18 protein-coding genes are annotated in these 22,842 nt (G+C 60.4%); 5 read left to right on the top strand and 13 right to left on the bottom strand.

What is annotated here, in order from left to right; all coding sequences use genetic code 11:
- Positions 1 to 88: 88 nt before the first annotated feature.
- Positions 89 to 976: a VOC family protein gene (locus BRA1253DRAFT_RS11535; protein WP_007594178.1), complete on the top strand. Its 888-nt coding sequence runs from the start codon at positions 89 to 91 to the stop codon at positions 974 to 976.
- A gap of 151 nt (positions 977 to 1,127) precedes the next feature.
- Here BRA1253DRAFT_RS11535 and BRA1253DRAFT_RS11540 read toward each other — a convergent pair whose 3' ends face one another.
- The 4 genes from BRA1253DRAFT_RS11540 to BRA1253DRAFT_RS11555 form a co-directional block, all read right to left on the bottom strand.
- The gene (locus BRA1253DRAFT_RS11540; RefSeq protein ID WP_007594179.1) at positions 1,128 to 2,474 is read right to left on the bottom strand and encodes a carbohydrate porin; all 1,347 of its coding nucleotides are present in this window, start codon (positions 2,472 to 2,474) and stop codon (positions 1,128 to 1,130) included.
- A 138-nt stretch (positions 2,475 to 2,612) separates the two neighbouring features.
- Entirely contained in the window at positions 2,613 to 3,674 is a 1,062-nt protein-coding gene (locus BRA1253DRAFT_RS11545) for an ABC transporter permease (RefSeq protein WP_007594180.1), read from the bottom strand.
- Positions 3,671 to 5,197 (bottom strand): sugar ABC transporter ATP-binding protein, encoded by a 1,527-nt coding sequence (locus tag BRA1253DRAFT_RS11550; RefSeq protein ID WP_007594181.1) that lies wholly within the window; start codon positions 5,195 to 5,197, stop codon positions 3,671 to 3,673. The genes BRA1253DRAFT_RS11545 and BRA1253DRAFT_RS11550 overlap by 4 nt, the downstream gene beginning before the upstream one ends.
- A 51-nt stretch (positions 5,198 to 5,248) precedes the next feature.
- Entirely contained in the window at positions 5,249 to 6,214 is a 966-nt protein-coding gene (locus tag BRA1253DRAFT_RS11555) for a sugar-binding protein (RefSeq protein ID WP_007594182.1), read from the bottom strand.
- A gap of 254 nt (positions 6,215 to 6,468) precedes the next feature.
- On the opposite strand from BRA1253DRAFT_RS11555, the gene BRA1253DRAFT_RS11560 reads away from it, so the two are divergent.
- Positions 6,469 to 7,731 (top strand): ROK family protein, encoded by a 1,263-nt coding sequence (locus BRA1253DRAFT_RS11560; protein ID WP_007594183.1) that lies wholly within the window; start codon positions 6,469 to 6,471, stop codon positions 7,729 to 7,731.
- Positions 7,732 to 8,126: 395 nt separating this feature from the next.
- Here BRA1253DRAFT_RS11560 and BRA1253DRAFT_RS11565 read toward each other — a convergent pair whose 3' ends face one another.
- From BRA1253DRAFT_RS11565 to BRA1253DRAFT_RS11585, 5 genes are read right to left on the bottom strand one after another with little or no spacing between them, the layout of a single operon-like run.
- Positions 8,127 to 9,458 carry an LLM class flavin-dependent oxidoreductase gene (locus BRA1253DRAFT_RS11565; protein WP_007594193.1) on the bottom strand — a complete coding sequence of 444 codons (1,332 nt, stop codon included), beginning with the start codon at positions 9,456 to 9,458 and terminating at the stop codon, positions 8,127 to 8,129.
- Positions 9,459 to 9,461: 3 nt separating this feature from the next.
- Positions 9,462 to 9,887: an OsmC family protein gene (locus tag BRA1253DRAFT_RS11570; protein WP_007594201.1), complete on the bottom strand. Its 426-nt coding sequence runs from the start codon at positions 9,885 to 9,887 to the stop codon at positions 9,462 to 9,464.
- Positions 9,884 to 10,996, bottom strand: a complete 1,113-nt coding sequence (locus BRA1253DRAFT_RS11575; protein WP_007594203.1) for an ABC transporter substrate-binding protein — start codon at positions 10,994 to 10,996, stop codon at positions 9,884 to 9,886. The genes BRA1253DRAFT_RS11570 and BRA1253DRAFT_RS11575 overlap by 4 nt, the downstream gene beginning before the upstream one ends.
- 20 nt (positions 10,997 to 11,016) lie before the next feature.
- Complete coding sequence (locus BRA1253DRAFT_RS11580) at positions 11,017 to 11,685, bottom strand: ABC transporter ATP-binding protein (RefSeq protein WP_245285894.1); 669 nt, start codon at positions 11,683 to 11,685, stop codon at positions 11,017 to 11,019.
- A gap of 56 nt (positions 11,686 to 11,741) precedes the next feature.
- Entirely contained in the window at positions 11,742 to 12,671 is a 930-nt protein-coding gene (locus tag BRA1253DRAFT_RS11585; RefSeq protein ID WP_007594207.1) for an ABC transporter permease, read from the bottom strand.
- Positions 12,672 to 13,088: 417 nt separating this feature from the next.
- Here BRA1253DRAFT_RS11585 and BRA1253DRAFT_RS11590 point away from each other — a divergent pair, with 417 nt between their 5' ends.
- Together BRA1253DRAFT_RS11590 and BRA1253DRAFT_RS11595 are read left to right on the top strand one after the other, a co-directional pair.
- Positions 13,089 to 14,774: an AMP-binding protein gene (locus BRA1253DRAFT_RS11590; RefSeq protein WP_007594209.1), complete on the top strand. Its 1,686-nt coding sequence runs from the start codon at positions 13,089 to 13,091 to the stop codon at positions 14,772 to 14,774.
- A gap of 156 nt (positions 14,775 to 14,930) precedes the next feature.
- Entirely contained in the window at positions 14,931 to 15,719 is a 789-nt protein-coding gene (locus BRA1253DRAFT_RS11595) for an SDR family oxidoreductase (RefSeq protein WP_007594211.1), read from the top strand.
- Between the two features lie 476 nt (positions 15,720 to 16,195).
- Here the strand turns inward: BRA1253DRAFT_RS11595 and BRA1253DRAFT_RS40440 are convergent, their stop codons facing one another.
- The 3 genes from BRA1253DRAFT_RS40440 to BRA1253DRAFT_RS11610 all read right to left on the bottom strand — a co-directional run bounded on the left by BRA1253DRAFT_RS40440 (position 16,196) and on the right by BRA1253DRAFT_RS11610 (position 20,224).
- Positions 16,196 to 16,633: a PaaI family thioesterase gene (locus BRA1253DRAFT_RS40440; RefSeq protein WP_007594213.1), complete on the bottom strand. Its 438-nt coding sequence runs from the start codon at positions 16,631 to 16,633 to the stop codon at positions 16,196 to 16,198.
- A 183-nt stretch (positions 16,634 to 16,816) separates the two neighbouring features.
- A complete protein-coding gene (locus BRA1253DRAFT_RS11605) occupies positions 16,817 to 18,031 on the bottom strand; it encodes an ABC transporter substrate-binding protein (protein ID WP_007594215.1) in 1,215 nt (404 codons plus the stop codon).
- Between the two features lie 18 nt (positions 18,032 to 18,049).
- On the bottom strand, positions 18,050 to 20,224 hold the full coding sequence (locus BRA1253DRAFT_RS11610; protein ID WP_007594218.1) for an FAD-dependent oxidoreductase: 2,175 nt from the start codon (positions 20,222 to 20,224) through the stop codon (positions 18,050 to 18,052).
- An 815-nt stretch (positions 20,225 to 21,039) separates the two neighbouring features.
- On the opposite strand from BRA1253DRAFT_RS11610, the gene BRA1253DRAFT_RS11615 reads away from it, so the two are divergent.
- The gene (locus BRA1253DRAFT_RS11615) at positions 21,040 to 21,828 is read left to right on the top strand and encodes an SDR family oxidoreductase (RefSeq protein ID WP_007594220.1); all 789 of its coding nucleotides are present in this window, start codon (positions 21,040 to 21,042) and stop codon (positions 21,826 to 21,828) included.
- 448 nt (positions 21,829 to 22,276) lie between these two features.
- Here the strand turns inward: BRA1253DRAFT_RS11615 and BRA1253DRAFT_RS11620 are convergent, their stop codons facing one another.
- Complete coding sequence (locus BRA1253DRAFT_RS11620) at positions 22,277 to 22,810, bottom strand: flavin reductase family protein (RefSeq protein ID WP_007594222.1); 534 nt, start codon at positions 22,808 to 22,810, stop codon at positions 22,277 to 22,279.
- Positions 22,811 to 22,842 lie beyond the last annotated feature (32 nt).

Genomic DNA, 22,842 nt, shown 5'->3' on the forward strand with positions numbered 1-22,842 from the left:
CCACCCTCGAGATGTGATCGGCGAATCATTTCGACTGGCGGAAATTGTGCTCTAGTATGGACCTCCCTCCCCAATCAGAGCCCCGTCCATGCCGCAACAATTCGATCGATCCAAAGAAGATCTCGGCAACGCGATCCATTTCGAGCACGTCAACATCCAGGTCCCGGACCAGCGCCTCGCCACGCTGTTCTATGTCGCAGGCCTCGGGCTCACCCGCGATCCCTTTCTGATGGTGTCCGACACCAACATGTGGATCAACGCCGGACGGAGCCAGTTTCATTTGCCGAGCGGCCGGCCGCAAGTGCTGCGCGGTCATGTCGGGCTGGTCATCGCAGGCCGCGAGGCGCTGCTGGCGCGATTGGCGTCAGTCGCGAAGAAGCTCGAGGGCACGGCGTTCGCCTTCGCCGAGCGTAACGACCATGTCGAGGCGATTTGTCCGTGGGGCAACCGGCTACGCTGTTACGAGCCCGACGCCGCGCGCTTCGGTCGCGTCGCGCTCGGCATTCCCTATGTCGAGTTCGACGTGCCGGTGGGATCTGCCGCGCGCATCTGCACCTTCTACCCCGAGATCATGGGCATGCCATCCGAGTTGCGGAACGGCGACGGCACGGTTGCCGCCGTGAAGACCGGCCGCGACCAGCATCTGTTGTTCCGCGAGACCGATCAGCCGCAAGGCGACTATGACGGCCACCACGTGCAGATGTACATCACCGATTTTTCCGGCCCTTATCGCAAGCTGCTGGCGCGCGATCTGATCTCGCGCGAGGACAATCAATACCAGTACCGCTTCTGCGACATCGTCGATCTCGACAGCGGCAAGCCGCTGTTCACGGTCGAGCACGAGGTGCGCAGCGCCACCCACCCGATGTTCATGCGGCCGATGGTCAATCGCAATCCGGCGCTGAACAATCGGAACTATGCATCCGGCCACGATCAATCGCTTTGGGCGATGGGGCCGGATCAATACGAGGGATAGGTGATAACCAAGTGCCGCGCCTAGCCGCAGCAACGTCGGAATGACCGAAGTCCCGGCCGGGCGGCTCCGCTGAGCGGAGCCGCCACATGTTGCGTGCGCTCCAGTGGGACGGGCATGCCCCACCTTTCGCATCAGACGGGTGAGCGTCCCGTCAGAAGTGGACCTCGGTGCGCATACCAAGAACCACGGCATTGTCGGTCTTCACGCCCACGGCGTTATAGCCGCGCCCGCCGGGATTGATGACATATTGGGCGTCGAACTTGAGGTTCAGCCAGCCGGTCGCCTGCCATCCGTACCAGACCTCGAGCGGCACTTCGTTGCCGCCGGCGTTGGGACTGAGGGCCGCCGTGTTCACGTGGGTCGTGCCCACCGCGAAGCCGACTTCGTCCTGGGGACGCCAGGAGAACGTTCCGGTATGCCGGAAGCCCAGGGCGATCTGGTAATCCTGGAACGACGTCCGGTGATCGGCGACGGTCGTGTTGAGGAATGTGTACCAGCCTACCGCACCGGGACCGTCAACAGTCAATCGTTGCAGGATCGACTCGTAGACGCCGAAGCGGCCGCGTTGATCGCTGATATTTTGATCCGGCACGCCACCGACGCCCGGGATGGTGCTGATGACACCCGGAAGGCCGCCATCAATAGACGAGGCGCTGTCGTACCAGCCGCCAAGTCTCCAGGTCCCGGTCAAGGGCCCCTTCGGCGTCCAAACCAATTCCACCGGCACCATCACGCCACTGGCGCGATTCGAGGCGGGAATGCCGGGCAAGAAGTAGACGCCTGGGTCCGACGTCGTCAGGTAACCCGGATTGGCGTCGTAGACACCGACCGACACTGTGAATTCCGGCGCGATCTTGTAGTGGACGACCCCGGCCCATTGGCTCACCGGCCAATTGTAGATGTAGCCGCCCTGGATGTTGCCGGGCTGGCCGCCGCAGAAGGTCAGGTTGATGAACTCGCACAGGCCGAAGAAGAAGTCCGAGCCGACCGGAAGACGGCCGCCTTTGAGTTCAAGGCGGTCATCGAAAAGCTTCTGCGAGTAGTAGAGCTGCGTCAGGCGCAGAATATTGCCGCGGCCGAACACTTCGTTCGTCAGCTGCAGGGCGGGAATGTCCGCTTCGGTATTCAGATTCTTGCCGAAGCGATCGACCAGCGTGAGACCGACGGTGCCGCCGGGGATGCCGGCGAGTTTCCCCATGTCCAGCTTCGCGCCAAACCACAACTGACCGGCGTTGGCTGCGGTGTTCCTGCTTCCACCGGAGAGATTGCCGACGGATTCGTTACCGAGCGTCAGGCCGATATCGATGCCCTGCTCCTTCAGCCTGGTCCTGCCGAGATCGCCGAACAGATACGGTCTCGTCCAGAAATCGTCAGCCGCATAAGGAACAGGTGCAGCTTTCGTCGAAAAATCGGCCGCATATACTCCACCGCAAAACAGCGATGAGAAAGCAATCCCCACACCGCACACCCCTGCGGTGTTTATAAACCTGCGCAACATTTGTCTCGTCCTCCCGCCGTCTCAGGCTTTGCTTGTTTCGCCTTCACGCCCCTGCCCAAAGCCCTCGAGCCTGGAACGCGCTCCCTCCCCCAGCGGCCGCCGACCAGGCGGCCTTGTGTCAACTGGAGCGTGGATCTGTCATGCCCGATCACCCGTTCTCGCCGGCAATGCATCCGCGGGGCGCGGTGACGCGCCTTGGACTTGCTCGGCCAATGTCGATTTCGGCGCCGCACGGGCGAGGCCGGCCAGCGCCAGCTTGCGGCGCCGTCGTGCCTGCAATTGCTGATCCGCCAACACGCCGATCAGAATGACCGTGCCCATCACCGCGAAGTTCAGCGAGTTGGGAATGCCCAGGATGTTCACGAGGTTCTGCAACACCTGCAGCAGCGCCGTGCCCAGCACGATACCGAGAATAGACCCCTCGCCGCCGCGCAGGCTGCACCCGCCCAGGACGGCGGCCGCAATCGCGTAGAGCTCGTAGAAATTGCCGAAGGAGCTCGGCGAGACCGAGTTCGTGTAGAACACGAACAAGACTGTTGAAACTCCGGCGAGCCCGCCGCTGATGATATAGGCGGTTGCGATCACGACGTTTGTGCTGATGCCCGAGAAGCGCGCCGCCTCCTCGTTCTTGCCGACGGCATAAAGCCAGCGCCCGTAGACCGAGCGGTGCAGCAGCACAGCGAGGATCAGCGCAAGGACGATCAGGAGGATGAAGGTGTTCGGGATTCCCGCCACATTGCCCGAGGCGATGTTGCTCAGTGTCGCCGCCTCGTCGCCATAACCGAAGCCGCGGGTCGAATCGCTCGTGTAGTAACGGGCGGCGCCGCGATAGATCAGCAACCCACACAGCGTCACGATGAAGGGCTGCATCTTCAGCCGGGTGATCAGGAACCCCTGGATGCCGCCAAGCACCAGCCCGCCCAGCAGCACGGCCGCCAGCGCCAGAGGCCACGGCACGTCGTAGGTCGTCAGAAGGTCGACGAACACGACGCCGAGCAGCGCAAACATCGAGCCGAGCGACAGGTCGATGCCGCCGGTGATGATCACGAGCCCCTCGCCGAGCGCGAACACACCGAACAGGCCGATCAGATTGGCCATATTCAAAAGGTTCACCAGCGACAGGAAGGCGGGATTGATCGCGCCCGTGATGGCGGCGATCACCACCAGCAGCAATCCCAGACCGAGCTCTTTCCTGATCATGGCGCGGCCGCTTCCGCGGTTTCCAGCGCCTGGCCCATGGCCAGTCGCAATACGTTGTATTCGCTGAACTGCTCCCGCTCGAGCACGCCGCTGACGCTGCCTTCATGCATCACCGCCACCCGGTCGGAGACGCCGATGACTTCCTCCATGTCCGACGAGATCATCACGATCGCGACGCCATGGTCGGCGAGGTCGCGCATCAGCGCGTAGATCTCGCTCTTGGCACCGACATCGATGCCGCGAGTGGGCTCGTCGAAGAACATCACGCGCGGCTTCATGGACAGCCATTTGCCGAGCACGACCTTCTGCTGGTTGCCGCCGGAGAGCGTCACCACCTCCATGTCGATGCTCGGCGCCTTGATGGAGAGGCGCCTGACCTGCTCTTTCGCGACCTTGCGTTCGGCCGCGCCGCTGACCAGCCACATCCGCGCATGATCCAACAGGCTCGCCAGCGTCATGTTCTCGCGAATCGGCAGCTCCAGCACGAGCCCGGATTTCTTGCGATCCTCCGGCACCAGATAGATGCCTTGGCTGATCGCGTCGCGCGGCGATGCGATTGCGATCGGCGCGCTGTCGATCCTGATCTCGCCGCCCAGCAGCGGGTCAACCCCGAAGGCCGCGCGGGCAAGAGAGGTGCGGCCGGCGCCTACCAGCCCCGCCAGGCCCAGGACCTCGCCATGCCGCACGGAAAGATCAACCTGCCGGTCGGGAAAAGCCGATGTCACGACGCCGACGATGTCGCAGCCGCCCGGCTGCGGCGGGTATTTCGGCGGAGTATGCAGCGCTTTCAGGTCGCGGCCGATCATCAGCCGGATCATCGCGGCATGGCTTAGCTCGTTCCGCGCCAGCTCTCCCACCGTGCGGCCGTCGCGCAGCACCACGACGCGGTCGGCGCAGGTCATGATCTCGCCGAGCCGGTGGGAGATATAGATCACCGAGATGCCGTGTGCCTTCAGGTCGGCAATCACCTCGAGCAGCCGTTCCGTCTCCGAAATCGTCAGGCTGGAGGTCGGCTCGTCCATGATGATCACGCGGGCGTCGATCGAGAGCGCCTTGGCGATCTCCACCATCTGACGCTCGGCGATGGACAGGTCTTCGACCAGCGTATCCGGCGCGAAATCCGCACCCAGCCGCTCCAGCAGCGGCGTCACGCGGGCGCGCATCTGCGCGCTGTCCACCAGCTTCAGCGGCCCGCCCATCAGCTTCTCGCGCCCGATGAAGACGTTCGCGGCGACGTCGAGATTCTCGAACAGGTTCAATTCCTGATGCACGAAGGCGATGCCGGCCTGCGTCGCCTCGTTCACCGTTATCCGCGCGTAGTCGTTACCGCCGATGCGGATCACACCCTCGCTCGGCGCGATCACGCCGCCGAGCACGCGCATCAGCGTCGACTTGCCGGCGCCGTTCTCGCCGATCAGGCCCAACACCTCGCCGCGGTACACCCGCAGGCTGACGTCATCGAGGGCCATGACCCCGGGATAGGATTTGCTGATCCCGGCGAGTTCGAACAGGATTTCCGCCATTCATTTCCTCCCGCACGACGCCCGGCGGACGTGCCGCCGGGCGCCTGATACTCACTTCTTGAGGAGGTTCTTCATGTCTGCGGTGAATGCCGCGACGTTGGCCTTGCTGATTACCTTGGTCGGCACGATCAGCTTGCCGCCCGCCGGGATCCAGGACTTGTCGCCGTTCAGCGTCTTGATGATGTTGGTGGCGGAGAGATAACCGAACTCGTAGGGCTGCTGCACCACCGTCGATTCGATCGTGCCGTCGGAAACGCCCCGCAGCGTGCGCTGGTCCTCGTCGAAGCCGACGATCTTCACCTTGCCGGCCTTGCCCGCCGCCTTGACGGCGTCGTAGATCAGCGGTGTCTCGTAGCTCCAAAGGCCGGACAACAGCGCGATGTCGGGATATTTGACGAGCACGTTCTCCATGTTCGCCTTGGCCTTGGCGAAGTCCACCTGGTCGGTGAACACGTCGACCAGCTCGACCTTGGTGCCGGCGATCGCGTCCTTGATACCCTGCACCCGCTCGCGGGCATTGTCCGCATCCATCGTGCCGACGAACAGCGCGATCTTGCCGCCGTTCGGCAGCGCCTTCTTGATCTCCTCGCCTGCTTGGCGTCCGGCCGCGACGTTGTCGGTGCCGATATAGGCAAGGCGATTGCTCTGCGGCGCGTCGCTGTCCGTCGTGATCAGCACGGTCTTGGCCGCAACCTTGTTGAGCTCTTCGGTTGCGTGCGGCGCATCATCCACCGAGATGGAAATGCCGGCGACGCCGCGCACCAGCAGGTCGTCCAACTCGCGCCGCTGGCCGGCCGCGGTGGCCTCGTTGGTGACGATCAACTGGATGTCGTATTCCGGGTGCTCCTTCTGAGCCTTCTCGAGCCCACGGCCCGCGATGGTCCAGAAATCGGCCGCGGCATTGGTGACCAGCGCAATGGTCTTTTTCTGCTGAGCCTGCGCCATCCCCGTGGCCATCGCGAGCGCGGCGGCGGTCGCGAGCAGCGGCACTATCAATTTCTTGATTGATCCGTTCATGTGTATCTCCCTTTGTTCACCCACTCCGGGGCTTCACAGCGCTTTTGCGCCCTTATTTTATTTACGCCGCGAAGAAATGACGCAGCGTAAAGTGTCAAGATCAGGATGTACGAGCGTCTTATTCAAGCATAAATAGTACATAAGGTACGATATTAGTAAACATGGCGCCCAAAGACGTTTTCCGAATGTGCTTTTTACGCCACAGTACTGCACCGCGCGCATATTAAATTCACCAACAGAATTAAAGGGGCAACATGGTTGACCGGACTGAGCCGCCGAGACGCGTTTCAACCGTGGCCCGCGGCTCGAACCGTGGCCGCCTGGTCGAAGTCTTGCGACGCCAAGGGCCGTTGCCGCGTGTGGAGCTCGCCCGGAACACGGGATTGAGCTTCCCGGCCGTTTCAGGCCTGACGTCGCGGCTGATCGCGGAAGAGATGCTGTGCGAGACCGAGACAGCGGCAACCGCATGGTCCGACGATCCCGACGAAGAGGATGCGGACGGGCCGAATGGCCGTCGCCGCGGCCGGCCGGCCGTGCTGCTGACCTTGAACCCGGAGTTCGGGCGCATCGTCGCGATCTCCGTGCGTATGAACCTGATCGAGACGCTGATCGCGGATTTCCGGGGCTCCGGCGTGGCGCAGTCGCGACTTGCACTGTCGACGCGCGCGCTCGATGCAGGCGCGCTGCGCGATCTCGTGATCGCGCAGATCAATGCGCTGCTCGATGCGACGGCGACGCCGCGCCATCGGCTATTGGGAATCGGGATTGCGCTGCAAGGCATCGTGAACGTCGACACCGGCACGACGCTGTGGAGTCCCGCGCTGTCGATCACCGAAGTCGATCTGGCGACGCCGATACGTCAGGCGTTCGGGGTCGAGGTCGTGATGGCGAACGACGCTGTCGCGGTCGCGCTCGCCCTCACGTCCGCCGAACCGGCATTGGCGCAAGGCCTCTCGGCCACGATCATGGTCGGTCACGGCATCGGGATGGGCGTCGTTGCCGATGGTGAAGCACGCTGGGGCGCCGGCAGCGAGATCGGCCATGTCAAGCTGGCGCCGGACGGCCCGCAATGCCGCTGCGGCCAGCGCGGCTGCATCGAGGCTTATCTTGCCGATTATGCGCTCTACCGCGACGCCCGCACCTTTCTCGATCTGCCGCCGGCGGACTCGCAGCAGCCGTCCGAAGGACAGATGGCTCTGTTGCGCGAGCGTGCGCTGGGCGGCGATCCACGTCTCGAGCAGCTGTTCCTGCAGGCAGGTCGCGCCCTCGCCGAGGCGGTCGCCGCAACGATATCGGTGCTGCGCCCACACCATGTCATCCTGGCGGGTCCAGGCCTGATGGCATTCGACATGATGCGCCACGCCTATGAAGAGCGGCTCGAGCAGTCGGTGTTGCCATGGCTGCTCAGGTCCACGGCGATCCATCTGCGTCCAAGCGAATCGACGGTCATTGTCGAGGGCATGGTGCGGCGGACGCTGCGGGTCGTGGACCAAAACCACATGGAAGCGACCGAGTAAGCGCCGCGAGCTAAGCGCTGGCTGGGGCGGGAGGGATCGAACCTCCGAATGGCGGAATCAAAACCCGCTTGATTATATTGTGATTTCAAGGCGCATTTGGAAAAACTGATAAAAACACGCTCCAGTAATTTCAGTAGGTTGGCGACTGTTTCCAAATGGAAATGGGGCAGCTAACGATCAATCAAGCAACGCACCTGCCCTCCAGATTGGCTTAGGCATGGCGCGCGCTATCAGGCATGCAAGCGCCTTGGCGTAAGCATCTGAATATCCCGTTAAAACGGATGATTAAGAGTCAGCTGCGAGTTCAGAACAATCAACGACTTAGTAGTCACACACCTGGGTTTGACCGACTGGAAATGGGCATTCGTCGCACGGTTATGACGGCCAAAGCGACCTCAGCTCGCCGGGCGCGGCAATCCCAGCAAGTCACGCAGGGTCGAACCGTCGTACTCGGTTCGGAACAGGCCGCTGCGTTGCAGCTCCGGCACGAGCCCCTCGACCAATTTCTCTAAACCGCCCGGAAGATATGGGACCTGCAACATGAAGCCGTCGCAGGCGCCGGCCTCGAACCACTCCTGCATGCGATCGGCCACCGTACCAGGCGTGCCGGCAAATCCGCTGGTGGTTCGCCCCGCACCGTAACGCTGCCCCAGCTCGGCGAGGCTCAAGCCCGAGCGCCGCGTCAATTCGGAGACCTCGCGGTAGTGCCCTTCGACACCGGGGACATCGAGATTCTCGGGCAGGACCTGATCCTGTGGGAAGCGCGAGAGATCGACGCCGAGATGATAGGATAATGTCGAGAGGCCGGACTCCGGATGCGATAATTCGTGGAGCTGGTCGTGCAGCGCCTCGGCCTGTTTGTCCGTGTCACCGATAACAGGGACAATGCCGGGCAGCACCTTGATCGTATTGGGGTCGCGACCGAAACGCACCGCGCGAGCGCGCAGGTCGTTGCGGAATTCGACAGCGACGTCGATCAGGCCTGGCGTCACGAAGATGATCTCGGCCCATCGCGCGGCGAAGTCGCGTCCGCGATCCGAAGCACCGGCCTGGATGAAGACCGGGCGTCCTTGCGGCGGCCGGCTGACATTGAGGGGCCCGCGCACATTGAACCATTTGCCGGAATGGTCGATCCGGTGCACCCGCGCAGGATCAGCGAACAGCGGCGCTTGGCGATCGCGGACCAACGCACCATCCTCCCACGAATCCCACAGCTTGGTCACGACCTCGAGAAACTCGTCGGCGCGTTCGTAGCGCCCCTCGCGTGAGAGCTGCTCAGTCAGGCCGAAATTGCGAGCCTCTGCCTCCTGAAACGAGGTGACTATGTTCCAGGCGGCGCGACCGCCGCTGAGGTGATCGAGCGTCGCGAGCGCGCGCGCCAGGACATAGGGTTGGGCGTAGGTTGTCGAAATGGTCGCGCCGAGACCAAGATGCTTTGTCGCGCCCGCGATGATCGAGAGCACCACTAGCGGATCGAGCCGCAGCGCGCCCAGCGCACCATAGCGGAGCTGGCTGTCAACGCTGCCGCCCAGCGTGTCCGGGATCGCAAGGATGTCCGCGATGAAAAGAAGATCGAACCGCCCCTGCTCCAGCAACCGCCCGATGTTCTGATAGTAGGCAGCGGACAGCAGGTCGCCGTCGGCTTCCGGATGCCGCCATCCGGCGTGACTTCCGGAGACGGGACCTGCGGAGACAAAGGCGGCAAGGTGGAGCTTCTTGTCAGGCATGCATCAGCTCACAGTCCAGGAGATCTCGACGGGACCGCCGCGCTTCAGCGTGTTGTAGATCGGGCAGTTGGCGGTGAAACCGGTAACAAGCCTCTCAGCCTCGCCCGCCGTGACGCCGGACAGGCGCACGACGATCCGTATCCATTCGTACTGCGTAGGATCGGTCGCGTGACGCCGGAACGAAACTTCGGATCCGGCCTCATGCAGCCGAATCCCCTGCTCTTTCGCCGTCTTCTGAATCAGTCCAAGCGAGCAGCTGCCGAGCGAGGACAGCAGCAATTCGCCGGCGTTGATCGCTTCGCCGGGACCGCCGACGGCGACGCGCTGGTCCGAGATGAAATGGTTCGTCCTTGCACTAAGCAAATAGCGGCCGAAGTGGCCAAGCGTGGCAGAGGTGATCGACACCGTTTCGGCGGTCTGACTGCTCATGATGTTTCTCTCGTGTTTTCGTGTGGCCGCTTACGCGCCGAGCTCCAGCGCAACGGCCTTCTTCGCCGGGTCGAACTGGGTGCCGAGCAGGAATGATCGTCGACCTTATTCGGCAGCACGCCGAGCGCGTGGAAATTGTCGGCGAGATCCTGGGCCGACGCTGCCGCCGCATCATCGATCGGCTTGAGCGCAACCGCGGTCGACTCCGACAGCCTGGCATCGCGGACAAGTTTCTCGTAGACGGCCTGCTCGGTCCCGTTCGGCGGAAAGCCGCCCTGCGAGGCCCACAGCGCAACGGACTCGGCCGGGTGCGCGAAAATGTAGGCTTGTGTCTCCCGGATGATCTTCACGAACTTGGCGAAGAGCTGCGGATATTCCAAGGCGACGTCACTGCGCGCGACGTAGAAGGCGTAGTCGTAGGTCTTCACGTCAGGCAGCAGACGGGACTTGCCGCCGAGCTTTGTCAGCGCCAGGGCCGTGGCCGGCTGCCAGTGAATCCAGCCGTCGATGCTTCCTTGCGCGAAGGCCGTGAACGCATCCGCACCGCTCAAGCTGACGGCCTGAACGTCAGACAATCGCAAGCCGGCAGTCTCCAGATATTTGATCAGGCTGTAGGTGCCCGTGGTACCGTTCTGGTGGGCGATCTTCTTACCTTTCAGATCGGCCGCTGTCTTGATCGACGAGTTGGCCTGCACCAGGAAATCGACCTCATCGGCCGGCAAGGGATAGGCCGCAAGCGGTACGATGGGAACGCGCGCCGGAACGGCGTTCACAACCGCGGTTGCGGTTGCAAACGTGAAATCGACGGAGCCTGCCTTGATCGCCTCCATCACCGGAAGCGATGCAGTGAAGCCGGGTTGCCAGACGATCTTGGTGCCGAGCTCCTGCTCGAGATTGCGGCCACCCACGCCTGCCCGCAGCGATGCCCAGACGCCGGTACGGCCGTCTCCGATGACCGCGACGGTCAGTTGCGACGGTGCCGGGTCAGCCGCCAGAGCGCGCGACGCCCCACCAAAACCTGCGGACGCCGAGGCAAATCCCGTGCCGACCGACAACACCGTTCGGCGAGAGATACCAACGCGATTACTGGTCGAGCCATTCAAAGTCATGTCGTCATCCTTTTGTCCATTCATGCAACGGCAGCCAAGTCGCGCTCGGCCGTCAGCAGCCCGTCGAGCAGTTCTTCCTTAAGGTTCGCCAGCGCCGGATCGCCGCGATGCCGGGGACGCGGCTGATCGAAGATCAGGTCGCGCGCGACGCCCCCGTCCTTGACCAGGAGCACGCGATCGGAAAGCAACAAGGCTTCCTCGACGTCGTGCGTCACCAGCACGACGGTGCGCGGACGCGCGGCGAGCAGTTGCTCCAGCAGTAACTGCATCGCAGCCCGGGTGATGGCGTCGAGCGCGCCGAACGGCTCGTCGAGCAGCAACAAATCCGGTTCGTGGATCAGCGCCCTCGCCAGCGCCACGCGCTGACGCTGGCCGCCCGACAGCCCGATCGGAAATTCGCTTTCGCGCCCTTGCAACCCGACCGCGTCGAGGATCCGCCCCGCGTCCTGCTTCCTGCCCTTGACGCCCAGCAGCACATTGCCGAGGACGCTCCGCCACGGCAGCAGACGGTCTTCCTGGAACATCAGACGCACGTCCGCCTTGTGTCCCGTCGCACGAAGCTCGATGCGACCGCACGATGGCGCGTCCAGCCCTGCGACGAGGCGCAGAAGCGTCGACTTGCCGGCCCCGCTCGGTCCGATGATCGAGACAAACTGACCGGCAGCGATGTCGAGATCGACGCCGTGCAAGACGGTGCGGCCGGCGTAGGATTTGCCGACCGAACGCAGGCTGACGCTGGCCCCGCTCATGCCTTCACCCGATCCGCATAGTTCGGATGCCAGCGCAGCAGCCGCCGCTCGATCAAACGCGTGACGAGATCCGACAGCCAGCCTGCGATCGCGTAAAGCACGATGGCCAGCACGATGATGTCGATGCGCAGCAGCTCACGGGCGTTCTGCACGAGATATCCAACCCCGTCCCGCGACGCGATGGTTTCACCCACGACAAGAGTGAGCCAGGCCACGCCGAGCGCATAACGCATGCCGACCAGGATCGGCTGCAGCGCTGCCGGCAGAATGATCGACCAAATCAGCTCGGCGCGACCGAGGCCGTAGGACTTTCCGAGTTCGACAAGTTTGGGATCGACGTTGCGGACGCCCCCGACCGTATTGATGTAAACCGGGAAGAACGAACCCATCGCCACGAGAATTAGCCGCGGCTCCTCCCCGATACCGAACCAGAGGATCATCAGCGGCACCAGCGCCAGGTGCGGAATGGTCCGGATCATCTGCAGCGAGCGATCGAACAGATCGTGCAGCGGCTCGAACAGCCCGACGGCCAAGCCGAACAGCAGCCCTCCGACGGCGCCAATGCTGAAGCCGATGGCAACCCGGCGAAGGCTGACAAGGATGTCGTGCTGCAATTCGCCACGCGCGGCAAGCTGCCGTGCGGCATCCCAAATGTCGGATGGCGCCGGCACGATCGCCGTGGACACAATCCCGGTCGCCGAGAGGAATTGCCAGACCAGGAGCAAGCCGAATGGCAAAAGCCAGGGTAGAACGAAGGAGCGCCATGTCAGGGCGCGCACACCCGATCCCGACATCTCCGACGGACGCGTAATGTCGGCGACCACTGTCGCCACGGGTTCGCCGGCACGGGGGAAAGGTCCCGTGCGACCGGCCGCAGGCGCAGCTGTCGCATCGGCGGGCCTGGAAAGCAGCAATGCATCCGTCATGAATCGAACTTGCTCCGTCTCACCTGAGACGGCGGCACCTTCGCAAACTCCGGCGCGCAATTCGATGGTAGCAAAATTCATTTTTTGCGCGCCGGCATCGATGCCGTTCTACGACGCTCGACCTTCTGCAGAATGTCCTTTCAATTTACCGATGCACTGCGCGACATAGTGCGCCTGACAGGCCTTCTCGAAGCTGAACTCAGTCAAACGCGCGAGTGAGGCGAAACTCAATGACCGCAGCTTGTCCTGGCCGCAACGGCCTTCAGTTTGGCCGAAAGTGCCCCCCCATTATCGAGCAGCTTGCACGAACGAATGTACGAAACTGAGACGGTCGCCGCGCCACGATTGTTGGTTCGAGTTCGTCAAAGGCGAATGCCACGCCGAACTATAAAAAAGCAGGAAACCCAAGGAGCTAGAATGACTGAGCGGCGCTGGTTAGGCAAATATCCAGATGGTCTCAAGGCAGACATCGACCTAACAGCAGAATCGGGATCGCTGGTCGACTTGCTCCGCGCCAGTGTTTCGAAGTTCGGCGATCGCGTCGCCTACGACTTTTTCGGGATCGACATAACATATCGGACCGTGGATCTGGTTAGTTCGCACCTTGCTTCGTATCTCCAAAGCATTGGCTTGCAGAAAGGCGATCGGGTGGCGGTGATGCTGCCTAACGTCCCGCAGTATCCGATCGCCGTTGCAGCGATCCTCAAGGCTGGAATGATCGTCGTGAACGTCAATCCCCTATACACACCGCGAGAGCTCGAACATCAGCTCAAAGATTGCGGTGCTAAGGCAATTGTGATCCTGGATGAATTTGCAACAACGCTGGATCAGTGCGTCGCAAGAACGACAATAGATCGTGTCGTGCTCTGCTCGATCGGCGACATGCTGCCGGTCTCCAAGTCGGCCGCTACCAGTTTCGTCGCGACAAAAACAATGAAAATGGTTCCGGCTTTTGAGTTGTCGGGTGTAACATTCTCGCAGGCCGTGCGACGTGGAAGTCGTGGGGTTCCAAAAAATCCCGAGATCAAGCCTCACGATGTGGCGGTTCTGCAATACACTGGTGGCACCACCGGCATATCGAAGGGGGCAATTCTTTCGCACCGAAATCTGGTCGCCAATGTTTTGCAAAACGAGGCATGGTTTGGACCAGCACTCGACACGATTCCCGCAGGCGAGCAGCCAGTAACGGCATGTCCCTTACCGCTGTATCATATCCTCGCGTTTATTACGAGCATGGTTATGCTGAGGGTCGGCGGCAAGAATGTCCTGGTACTCAATCCGCGTGATACAAGCGCCACCCTGAAAACACTAAGCGCTCATAAGATCCATATGTTTCCGGGCCTCAATACGCTCTTTAACGCACTAATGGCTCATCCGGATTTCGACCAGGTCGATTGGAGCCATCTCAAGGTGACAACGGCCGGCGGGATGCCGACCAATCCGGTGACAGCTCGACGCTGGAAACTGCGCACCGGCAGCACGATTTGCGAAGGATACGGTCTGTCGGAGGCCTCTGGCACCGTAACCTGCAATCCCCCGACCGGAGACATCAGAGCTCCTGGCGTCGGCCTGCCCGTTCCCTCGACGTTCGTATCTCTGCTGGATCCCGCAGGAAAGGAAGTCGGTCCGGGCATGGTTGGCGAAGTCGCCATCAAAGGGCCGCAGGTCATGCGCGGTTACTGGAACCGCGAGGAAGAGACGTCTCAAGTGTTCGACGCTCGGGGCTTCTATCTCACGGGGGATCTGGGATCCATGGACGAAGATGGCTATCTCAAGATCGTCGACCGCCTGAAGGACATGATCCTGGTAAGTGGTTTCAATGTTTACCCTACCGAAATCGAACGCGTGGTTGCGGAACTGGAGGGCGTCCTCGAATGCGCCGCGGTCGGCACCCCAGATACCGATACGGGGGAGGCCGTCCGGCTGGTTGTCGTGCGAAGAGACAGCGCGTTGAACGAAGCTGATGTGAAGGAGCATTGTCGCCGTCATTTGACGGGATACAAGCAGCCTAAGATCATCGAATTCGTCGAGTCCCTTCCGAAGTCACCCGTCGGCAAAGTACTCAAGAAGGACATGCGGGCCTACGCTCCGATCAAAAACTGAACACGAACTTGCATCCAGGCCACCTGGCAAGGGTGAAGTAAGTTCGCGCCACCCTCTAGTGCCACGCGAATTGCAGTCGCGCACGGGTCGGCTTCCGCGCGTCGTATTGGCCAGAACCGCTAGCCGCCGAAGTTAGCCAGAACACGAGGAAGCTATATGTCCACACACGTAATGAAGCTTCTCAATTTGAGCGGCAAGACGGCTCTGATAACTGGCGGTTCGCGGGGGCTTGGACTGCAGCTCGCTGAAAGCCTCGGAGAAGCCGGCGCACGCATTGTAATCACGTCTCGAAAGGCGCCCGACCTCGAAGCCGCCGCAGCGGCCCTGACCTCGCGCGGCATCGACGCGCAATGGATAGCCGCAGACGCGGCGCGTCCGGATCAAGTGGAATACGTTTGCACCGAAGCACTGAACCGGTTGAAGCAGATCGACATCCTGGTCAACAATGCCGGCGCCTCTTGGGCGGCCCCGGCTGAGAGTCACCCTATCGAGGCATGGGATAAGGTGATGAACCTCAACATCCGAAGCGCCTTCTTGTTCAGCCAGGCGATCGGGCGGGCCAGCATGATCCCCAACAAGCATGGTCGGATCATCAACGTCGCCTCGATTGCAGGGTTGGGCGGAAATCCGGCTGGAATTGAGTGCGTCGCCTACAACACGAGCAAGGGTGCACTGGTGAACTTCACTCGGGCGCTTGCGGCTGAATGGGGCGAGCATGGCATCACGGTAAACGCGATCGCACCCGGACTATTTCCGAGCAAAATGGGCGATGGACTTTTGGAGAAACTCGGCATCGATCACGTAGTCAAGCAAACACCTCTAGGGCGCATAGGTGACGAAGACGACCTCAAGGGCATTGCACTCTTGCTGGCATCGTCTGCGGGCAAACACATCACGGGTCAGATAATTCCGGTGGACGGCGGGATGAGTTGCGCGATGGGATGAACCGTGACTTCCATACGAACGACTGTCACTGGTCATGCCCAGTTGATCGACACAGCGAGAACCGAGATCCCATCAGCGTTTCCGCGAAACCGCCAGGTCCGGACCAGCCTGGGCCGTGATGTCGGCGAGAACGACTCCCGTTCCTGCCGCACGGTTCCGATACTTCGCAAGCCAAAAAAAAGCCAGGGCTACAAATGCAGTCCTGGCAGTCTGGGAGGAAGCGGCACGCGATGCGTGTGTCCTGCAAGCAAATTGACGAGCTTTCGCTTCGCCGCAAGCGCAATCCACGATGCTGACCGTATCTGCCTCCATAGTTGGCCGAAAACACCTCGCGCGGCGTCTCATCATCGCAGATCTCTCGATCCGTCACTCTCGTCCCGGCCCTAGGTTGCCGACGCAAATGCAATATTCACCAGAAGCGGACATAGCTGGGACGACTCGGTCGCATTGTCGATCATCCTGAACCTCTAGCCGGTTCAGAAAGCGCATTCCAAACTGGCGTGCGCTACCAATTCGCCGGTAGCCGCAAAGGGTACGCGAGTTTCCGTAAAGGCGGACGCTTTGCCAAAGCGCAGAACTTCCGATTTTACATGAAAATCGTCGCTGACGGCGGGACGCAAGAAGTGCGTGTGTTGATAGACGGTGCCCTTAGATGCGCGCTCAGTCGTATGCATTGCCAGCGATGCGACCGTATCAATAGCAGCCATAATGGCCTGACCACACACGGCACCGGTGGAAAACTTGAGCGCATCATTTTGGGGAAGCAGGGCGGACACCGCCCCCGGGCTAACCTTGAAATCACGAATCCCCAGCAACTTCACCCAAGAGGCGAAAAGACAATCGTAAAATTCGTCAACCGTAGCGTCCGTTAACGGAAGGAAGTGAAGCGGAGTGGGTTTTGCAATGTGGATCATTTGTAGGGCCTGATGCTCGGAGTACGATACGGTAGTGCAACTCTCTAAGCTCGAGAGTTGGAGGGAGCCTAAAGCTCTCGAGCAAAAATACCCTCGTGATGGTCGATGACCGCTGAGGGTCGTCGACGGAGCTGAAGGTTCTGAAGTCCGCTAGCAAATCCGGAAGTCATTCTGACAGCAATGTTAGCCACCAACTTCGCCGTCGAAAATGTCTCCGAACATTTCCCAATGATCGCCGGTCAGGCGCTCCATTTGCATCTGCTCGATCGGAAAGAAATCCGTGGGGCTCGTGTTGATCTTAATCCCCGGCAAAAAGATATCGTTCTCCATATCCTTTAGATTAGCTGCCTGGCGCATTAAATTTTCTCGCGTCAAGTCGTCGCCGCACCGTCTGATCGTATGCACGAGTGTCTGCGCCACGCCGTAAGCGTACAGGGTCGAGCCATCCGTCTTATCGGCGTCGGGCAAATACTTGTCCATGAACTCCGTGAACTTCTTGATACCCGGGTCATCCTTCCATCGGCTATCCGCGGCGTCCTTCGCATAATTCGACGATAGAATCCCTTGGGCATTGTCGAAGCCGGCCGGTTTGATGGAGCTGATCGAGGAACTGATGTAGCTGATAATGTGAATGGGCTTCCAGCCAAGCTCGGCCACCTTCTTGATGCTCTGCGCGCCAAATTTCGGCGTCGTCATGCTCATAAGTACGTCCACATTGGCGGCTTTCAGTTTGACGATGTGGGTATCAATAGTCGGTTCAGTGATTTCGTAACTGTCCTCTGCGACGATCAGCGAGGCATGGCTTCCGAGCCCGTCCTTCAACCCTTTAAGAAGATCCTTTCCAAAATCATCGTTCTGATACAGAACGCCGATTTTGGCACCGGGATGTTCTTTCAAGAGATACTTGGCATACACCCTACCCTCGCTTTGGTAATTAGGTTGCCATCCGATCGTCCAAGGAAAATGCTTCGGATCGCCCCACTTAGTCGCGCCTGTAGCGATGAAGATCTGCGGTACCTTTTTGCTATTCATATATTTTTGGATAGCTGAATTGGACGGCGTTCCGATCGAATTGAAGATCGCAAAAACCTCGTCGCTTTCCACCAGCTTGCGCGCCTGCTCCACGGCCTTGGGAGGACTGAAGCCGTCATCGTACGAAATGAAATTGATCCTGCGCCCGTTGATGCCACCCTGCTCGTTGATCATCTTGAAAAAAGCGGCGTGCATCCGTCCGATGATTCCGTAGGCCGATGCCGGTCCGCTATAAGGAGAAATATTGCCTATCTTGATCTCGGTGTCGTTCGCGCCGGTATCGTATTTGCTCTGCGCAAGGACCGTCTGCGATGTGCATACAAGAGCCGCGGCAGCAATCAATTTTAGGGTATGGAAGGATTTCATTGCGTGTTCTCCGCAGGCTTAGGAATGGGCAGCAATCCGGTGTTCCGGCGGGCCGAAATTCTTGACGTCCTGTTGCAGGATGCGCCTTGACCAGCCGTTCAGGGCCAGCACGAACCGTTTCGTCTCCGGGAGGAACGGAAATAGAGGATAGATGTGAACGGAATCGTCGACCAGTTCGACGGTGACATCGACACTCTGCGCCTGCGCACGCAGGAGTATCCTGCTGGTGTCATCGAAAAGTGCCTCGTTCGTGGCTGCGGTCAGAAACAACGGCGGCAACGAACTGAAATCCCCGAACAGCGGCGAGACGAGAGGATCACGAGGCTCGTGACCCTGGAAATAAGATGCCGCAAGGAATGTCAGGCTGTCTCGGTTTGCGGCCGGGTCCTTGCCCTCAGCGAGCCTGAGGCTTTCACCACTTAACGTCATGTCGGCGAAAGGACAAACCGCCAGAATGCCTGCGGGGAGCGAATCGCCGGCCGATCGAAGCGCCATTACAAGGGCGATTGCGAGGCCGCCCCCCGACGATTCACCGCTCAGAATGATGCGTTCCGGCGTGATGCCTTCGCGGAGCAGACCTCGATACGCATCGACCGCGTCGTCGAGAGCGGCCGGATAGGGATTCTCGGGAGCGAGCCGATAATCAACCGTAAAACACTCGCCTTCGACAGCCTGCGCAAGGCGTGCGGCATAGTTCTGCGAACTATCGGCTGACCCGACGACATAACCTCCTCCATGGAAATGAAGGACGACTGGTCCCGACTTCGAACGCGATGAATTGATGCGGATCGTCCGCACGCCGTTAAGTTCCCTCTCGGCAGTTTCAATGTCACTGTTCGGTGGAAAGTTCGTTAGTAGGAACCGCTCGTAAGCCCTCCTCAAGCCGTCATAGCCTTGAGCGGCATCTTCCGGCGTTAGCGCATTTTTCCACAGATCGTAGGCCTGACAGCTCTCCGGACGCGAGAGGCGGAAACCCTCCTGAACCGCCGACAGGCCGAAGACCTCGCCCACTGGCTGATCGACAGCCTTCAGGACGTCGTATTTCCAGCCAAGTCCCCAGCTTGTCTCCGCCAGCGGATCGATGCGCGACATACCCTTCCAACGGCCGTTTCGCATGCGGATTCGCTCGTGATCGGACTCGTGCACAAGCTTGACCATCGCGCGCGCGCCGGATTGAACGCGCGTAGTGCGTGGCCGGCGGCGGGTCTCGTACTCCCGCAAGGCTTTTGGAACGTCGTTCGATCTAGAAAGTACGGTGGCGATCGTCCAAGCGTCTTCCATTCCCTGGCATGCGCCCTGCGCCAGGAAGGGCACCATCGGATGCGCCGCGTCCCCGAGCAGGGTGATACGTCCGCTTGTCCACTCTTCAATCGGATCGCGATAGTACATCCCTGTAATAAAGGCGGTATCGATCTGATCCAGCAACTGCTTTAGCCGTGGCTCAGCAGCGGAGAACGATCGCCTAAACTCCTCGATGTTACCGCCCTCTTCCCACGATTCGCGCTGCACTTCCGTGTCCGGAACGGACGCAAGGACGCTGTACAGCTTCTGCGGCCGTACCCAGTACGATACGATCGTGCGGCCCGGCCCGGTCCAATTATGTCCGCGCTCCGGCAGATCGACGAACGAAAGGCGCTCGCCCGGAATGAGGGCGCGCCACATGAGAATATTGGCGGCTTGGGCCGGCTTGTGTCCCCACAGTCTTTCGCGGACCATCGAATGAATGCCATCTGCCCCAACAACGGCATCGGCTTCTAGAACCTCGCCGGTAACAAGCTTGACCCATGCCAAATCCGCGGTCTGCCCGAGCTCCTCACAACGAGCGCCGAAACGCAGCACCCCGTCGGGAAGCCCCTTGGCGAGCAGGTCAATCAAGTCCGCGCGGTACAGATTGTATAGCGGCGCACCATAACGCAGCGCAGCCTCTTCACCGAGCGGTGTTGCAAACAGCATTCGGCCAGTTTCGAAGTCGTTGGTATCCCAGGCTTGGGGAATGACTCCGACGGCTAGCAGCTTGTCCTCAAGTCCCAATTCGCGCATTACCAGCGTGCCGTTTGCTCCGATCTGAATCCCCGCCCCGATTTCGCGGAACTGCTGGGCCTGTTCGACGACGGTGACATCGATGCCCTTTTTCACAAGAGCTAGAGCTGCGGTTAAGCCTGCGATTCCGGCGCCAATAACGATGACTTTCATTCGCTCCCCGCCGGTGTTGAATCCGCCCGCGCTGTCATTCGCGATCTAAGCTCGGGGTGCAACGATGCTACTTGAAGCGCCGGTAATGAGTGCGGTCGTCATGAATGTACTCCCACGTTACCTTGCAACAGTTCGTTGGCCTTCGGGATAAGTACTCAACCAGCGATGTTCGGTGATTCAGAAGCACTGAGATCTTTCAGCGCGGCGTTCACCTTTGACGAAATCGAACCGCATAATCGTGGTGCGACGACTGTCCTTGAGTTCGTACATTCGTTCTTGCAAGCCCGATAATAGGAGGGCAGTTTCGGCCAAACTGAAGGCCGTTGCGGCCAGGAAAACCTTGATCATTAAGCGCCTTGCCGTTGAGTCACGCTCAAAACTCAGCTTGAAACTCTCGGCACACTCGGCCGCAACGATGTCTCCCGACTTTCAAGACTCTGACCGGCGGCAAAGACTGTAACGGCTCACTTCGTATGACTGGAGATGCGCTGCCGGGTCTCCAGACTGGACAAGCTCACCTCAATGCGTTTGGCGCCCTCGCCCATGCAGTTCTGATCGATTGCGCCCTTTCTTCAGCAGTGCGCTCAATGCTCATAGCTTCTCGTGGCCGCAACAGCCTTCAGTTTGGCCGAAGCGGCCCTCCTATTGTCGGGCTTGCTAGAACGAATGTACGAAACCAGGGATGGTCGCCGCGCCACGATTGTGATGTTTCAAATTCGGCAGGAGCGAATGCCACGTTGAACGGTCCGGCTTCCACGCGTCATGTTGGCCAGAACCGCTAGCCGCCGAAGTTAGCCAGAACACGAGGAAGCTCTATGTCCACACACGTAATGACGCTTCTCAATTTGAGCGGCAAGACGGCTCTGATAACTGGCGGTTCGCGGGGGCTTGGACTGCAGCTCGCTGAAAGCCTCGGAGAGGCCGGCGCACGCATTGTAATCACGTCTCGAAAGGCGCCCGACCTCGAAGACGCCGCAGCGGCCCTGACCTCGCGCGGCATCGACGCGCAATGGATAGCCGGAGACGCGGCACGGCCGGATCAGGTGGAATACGTTTGCACCGAAGCACTGAACCGGTTGAAGCAGATCGACATCCTGGTCAACAATGCCGGCGCCTCTTGGGGCGCCCCGGCTGAGAGTCATCCTATCGAGGCATGGGACAAGGTGATGAACCTCAACATCCGAAGCATTTTCTTGTTCAGCCAGGCGATCGGGCGGGCCAGCATGATCCCCAACAAGCATGGTCGGATCATCAACGTCGCCTCAATCGCTGGGTTGGGCGGAAATCGGGCCGGAATCGAGACCGTCGCCTACAACACGAGCAAGGGTGCACTGGTGAACTTCACCCGGGCGCTTGCGGCGGAATGGGGCGAGCATGGCATCACGGTAAACGCGATCGCACCCGGATTTTTTCCGAGCAAAATGGCCGATGGACTTTTGCAGCAACTCGGCATCGATAACCTTGCTGCACAAACACCCCTAAGGCGCATAGGCGACGAAGACGATCTCAAGGGCATTGCACTTTTGCTGGCATCGTCTGCCGGCAAACACATCACGGGTCAGATAATTCCGGTGGACGGCGGGATGAGTTGCGCGATGGGATGAACGTGACTTCCATACGAACGACTGTCACTGGTCATGTCCGGTTGATCGACACAGCGAGAACCGAGATCCCCTCGCGGCTACATTATCCGCCAGAGGACTAGTGAGTGCGAACAACTGCGTTCGTCGCGAGCCGATAAACATCCGGCCGATTGCCTCGAATCGTGCCAATTGCCGACGATCACCGAAACGGTGACGTTCTTCGCCTTTCTGGCGATCAGGCAGCGTGCAGGACCATACCGTCCACGCAATTCGCGGAAGCCAGATGGAGCCGAAGTCGAGCTTCATGTGCATGCCCGCTTGTGGCTGCGTACTCGGCAGCAAACGCGATGATATCTTGTCCAAGGCCTAAAGCTGTCGACGGGGCCAAGGCGGAAGTCCTCGAACAACAACCGGCACGTCCGTCAACTTCGGAGGCACAATCGTTGGCGTTGCGCCGCCGGGTAGTCGCTCAGGCGGCTTTGGGGCGGCTCGTGCAGTCCAGAGTAAAATAGCGGCCGTGCGCGTATAGCAGCGCCGACCCCTCTGGCTGCACGCGAGTGGCCTTGACGACGCCTGCAAATATGGAGTGCGATGGAAACTCGTGTCTGCTTTCCAGAGCGCAATCGAAGCTTGCTAGAGCTCCGTCGAGTATCGGCGCCCCCGTGGACAGATTGTTCCAGGTCCCCTCACCGAAGCGTGCTTCTCCGGTCAATCCAGTTCGGCCTGAAAACGTGTCCGCCAATCGAATCTGCCCGGCGGAAAGAAAGTTGAGGCTGAAGCAGCCAACATCCAGGATGGCCTGATGAGCACTCGCACTTTTATTTATGCAGATCGACACCATTGCTGGCTTGTCAGAAAGCGCACATGCGGCCGTGGCCGTAAGCCCTGTGCGCGAGCCAACGTCACCACAAGCCACAATCGAGACAGTGGAGACCTGGTTGCGCATAGCGTTTCGGAAATCCTCCGGCGAGATAGCGCGATCGAGACTGGTTGGGTATAACATTCGCTCCTCCAGAAAGAACCGAATACATATTG

The sequence above is a fragment of the Bradyrhizobium sp. WSM1253 genome, assembly GCF_000244935.1.
Lineage (GTDB): Bacteria > Pseudomonadota > Alphaproteobacteria > Rhizobiales > Xanthobacteraceae > Bradyrhizobium > Bradyrhizobium canariense.

Bases quoted from the DNA above. Each gene is read 5' to 3' on its own strand.
- BRA1253DRAFT_RS11535 (WP_007594178.1), top strand. From the start codon at position 89: ATGCCGCAACAATTCGATCGATCCAAAGAAGATCTCGGCAACGCGATC.
- BRA1253DRAFT_RS11540 (WP_007594179.1), bottom strand. From the start codon at position 2,474: ATGTTGCGCAGGTTTATAAACACCGCAGGGGTGTGCGGTGTGGGGATT.
- BRA1253DRAFT_RS11545 (WP_007594180.1), bottom strand. From the start codon at position 3,674: ATGATCAGGAAAGAGCTCGGTCTGGGATTGCTGCTGGTGGTGATCGCC.
- BRA1253DRAFT_RS11550 (WP_007594181.1), bottom strand. From the start codon at position 5,197: ATGGCGGAAATCCTGTTCGAACTCGCCGGGATCAGCAAATCCTATCCC.
- BRA1253DRAFT_RS11555 (WP_007594182.1), bottom strand. From the start codon at position 6,214: ATGAACGGATCAATCAAGAAATTGATAGTGCCGCTGCTCGCGACCGCC.
- BRA1253DRAFT_RS11560 (WP_007594183.1), top strand. From the start codon at position 6,469: ATGGTTGACCGGACTGAGCCGCCGAGACGCGTTTCAACCGTGGCCCGC.
- BRA1253DRAFT_RS11565 (WP_007594193.1), bottom strand. From the start codon at position 9,458: ATGCCTGACAAGAAGCTCCACCTTGCCGCCTTTGTCTCCGCAGGTCCC.
- BRA1253DRAFT_RS11570 (WP_007594201.1), bottom strand. From the start codon at position 9,887: ATGAGCAGTCAGACCGCCGAAACGGTGTCGATCACCTCTGCCACGCTT.
- BRA1253DRAFT_RS11575 (WP_007594203.1), bottom strand. From the start codon at position 10,996: ATGACTTTGAATGGCTCGACCAGTAATCGCGTTGGTATCTCTCGCCGA.
- BRA1253DRAFT_RS11585 (WP_007594207.1), bottom strand. From the start codon at position 12,671: ATGACGGATGCATTGCTGCTTTCCAGGCCCGCCGATGCGACAGCTGCG.
- BRA1253DRAFT_RS11590 (WP_007594209.1), top strand. From the start codon at position 13,089: ATGACTGAGCGGCGCTGGTTAGGCAAATATCCAGATGGTCTCAAGGCA.
- BRA1253DRAFT_RS11595 (WP_007594211.1), top strand. From the start codon at position 14,931: ATGTCCACACACGTAATGAAGCTTCTCAATTTGAGCGGCAAGACGGCT.
- BRA1253DRAFT_RS40440 (WP_007594213.1), bottom strand. From the start codon at position 16,633: ATGATCCACATTGCAAAACCCACTCCGCTTCACTTCCTTCCGTTAACG.
- BRA1253DRAFT_RS11605 (WP_007594215.1), bottom strand. From the start codon at position 18,031: ATGAAATCCTTCCATACCCTAAAATTGATTGCTGCCGCGGCTCTTGTA.
- BRA1253DRAFT_RS11610 (WP_007594218.1), bottom strand. From the start codon at position 20,224: ATGAAAGTCATCGTTATTGGCGCCGGAATCGCAGGCTTAACCGCAGCT.
- BRA1253DRAFT_RS11615 (WP_007594220.1), top strand. From the start codon at position 21,040: ATGTCCACACACGTAATGACGCTTCTCAATTTGAGCGGCAAGACGGCT.
- BRA1253DRAFT_RS11620 (WP_007594222.1), bottom strand. From the start codon at position 22,810: ATGTTATACCCAACCAGTCTCGATCGCGCTATCTCGCCGGAGGATTTC.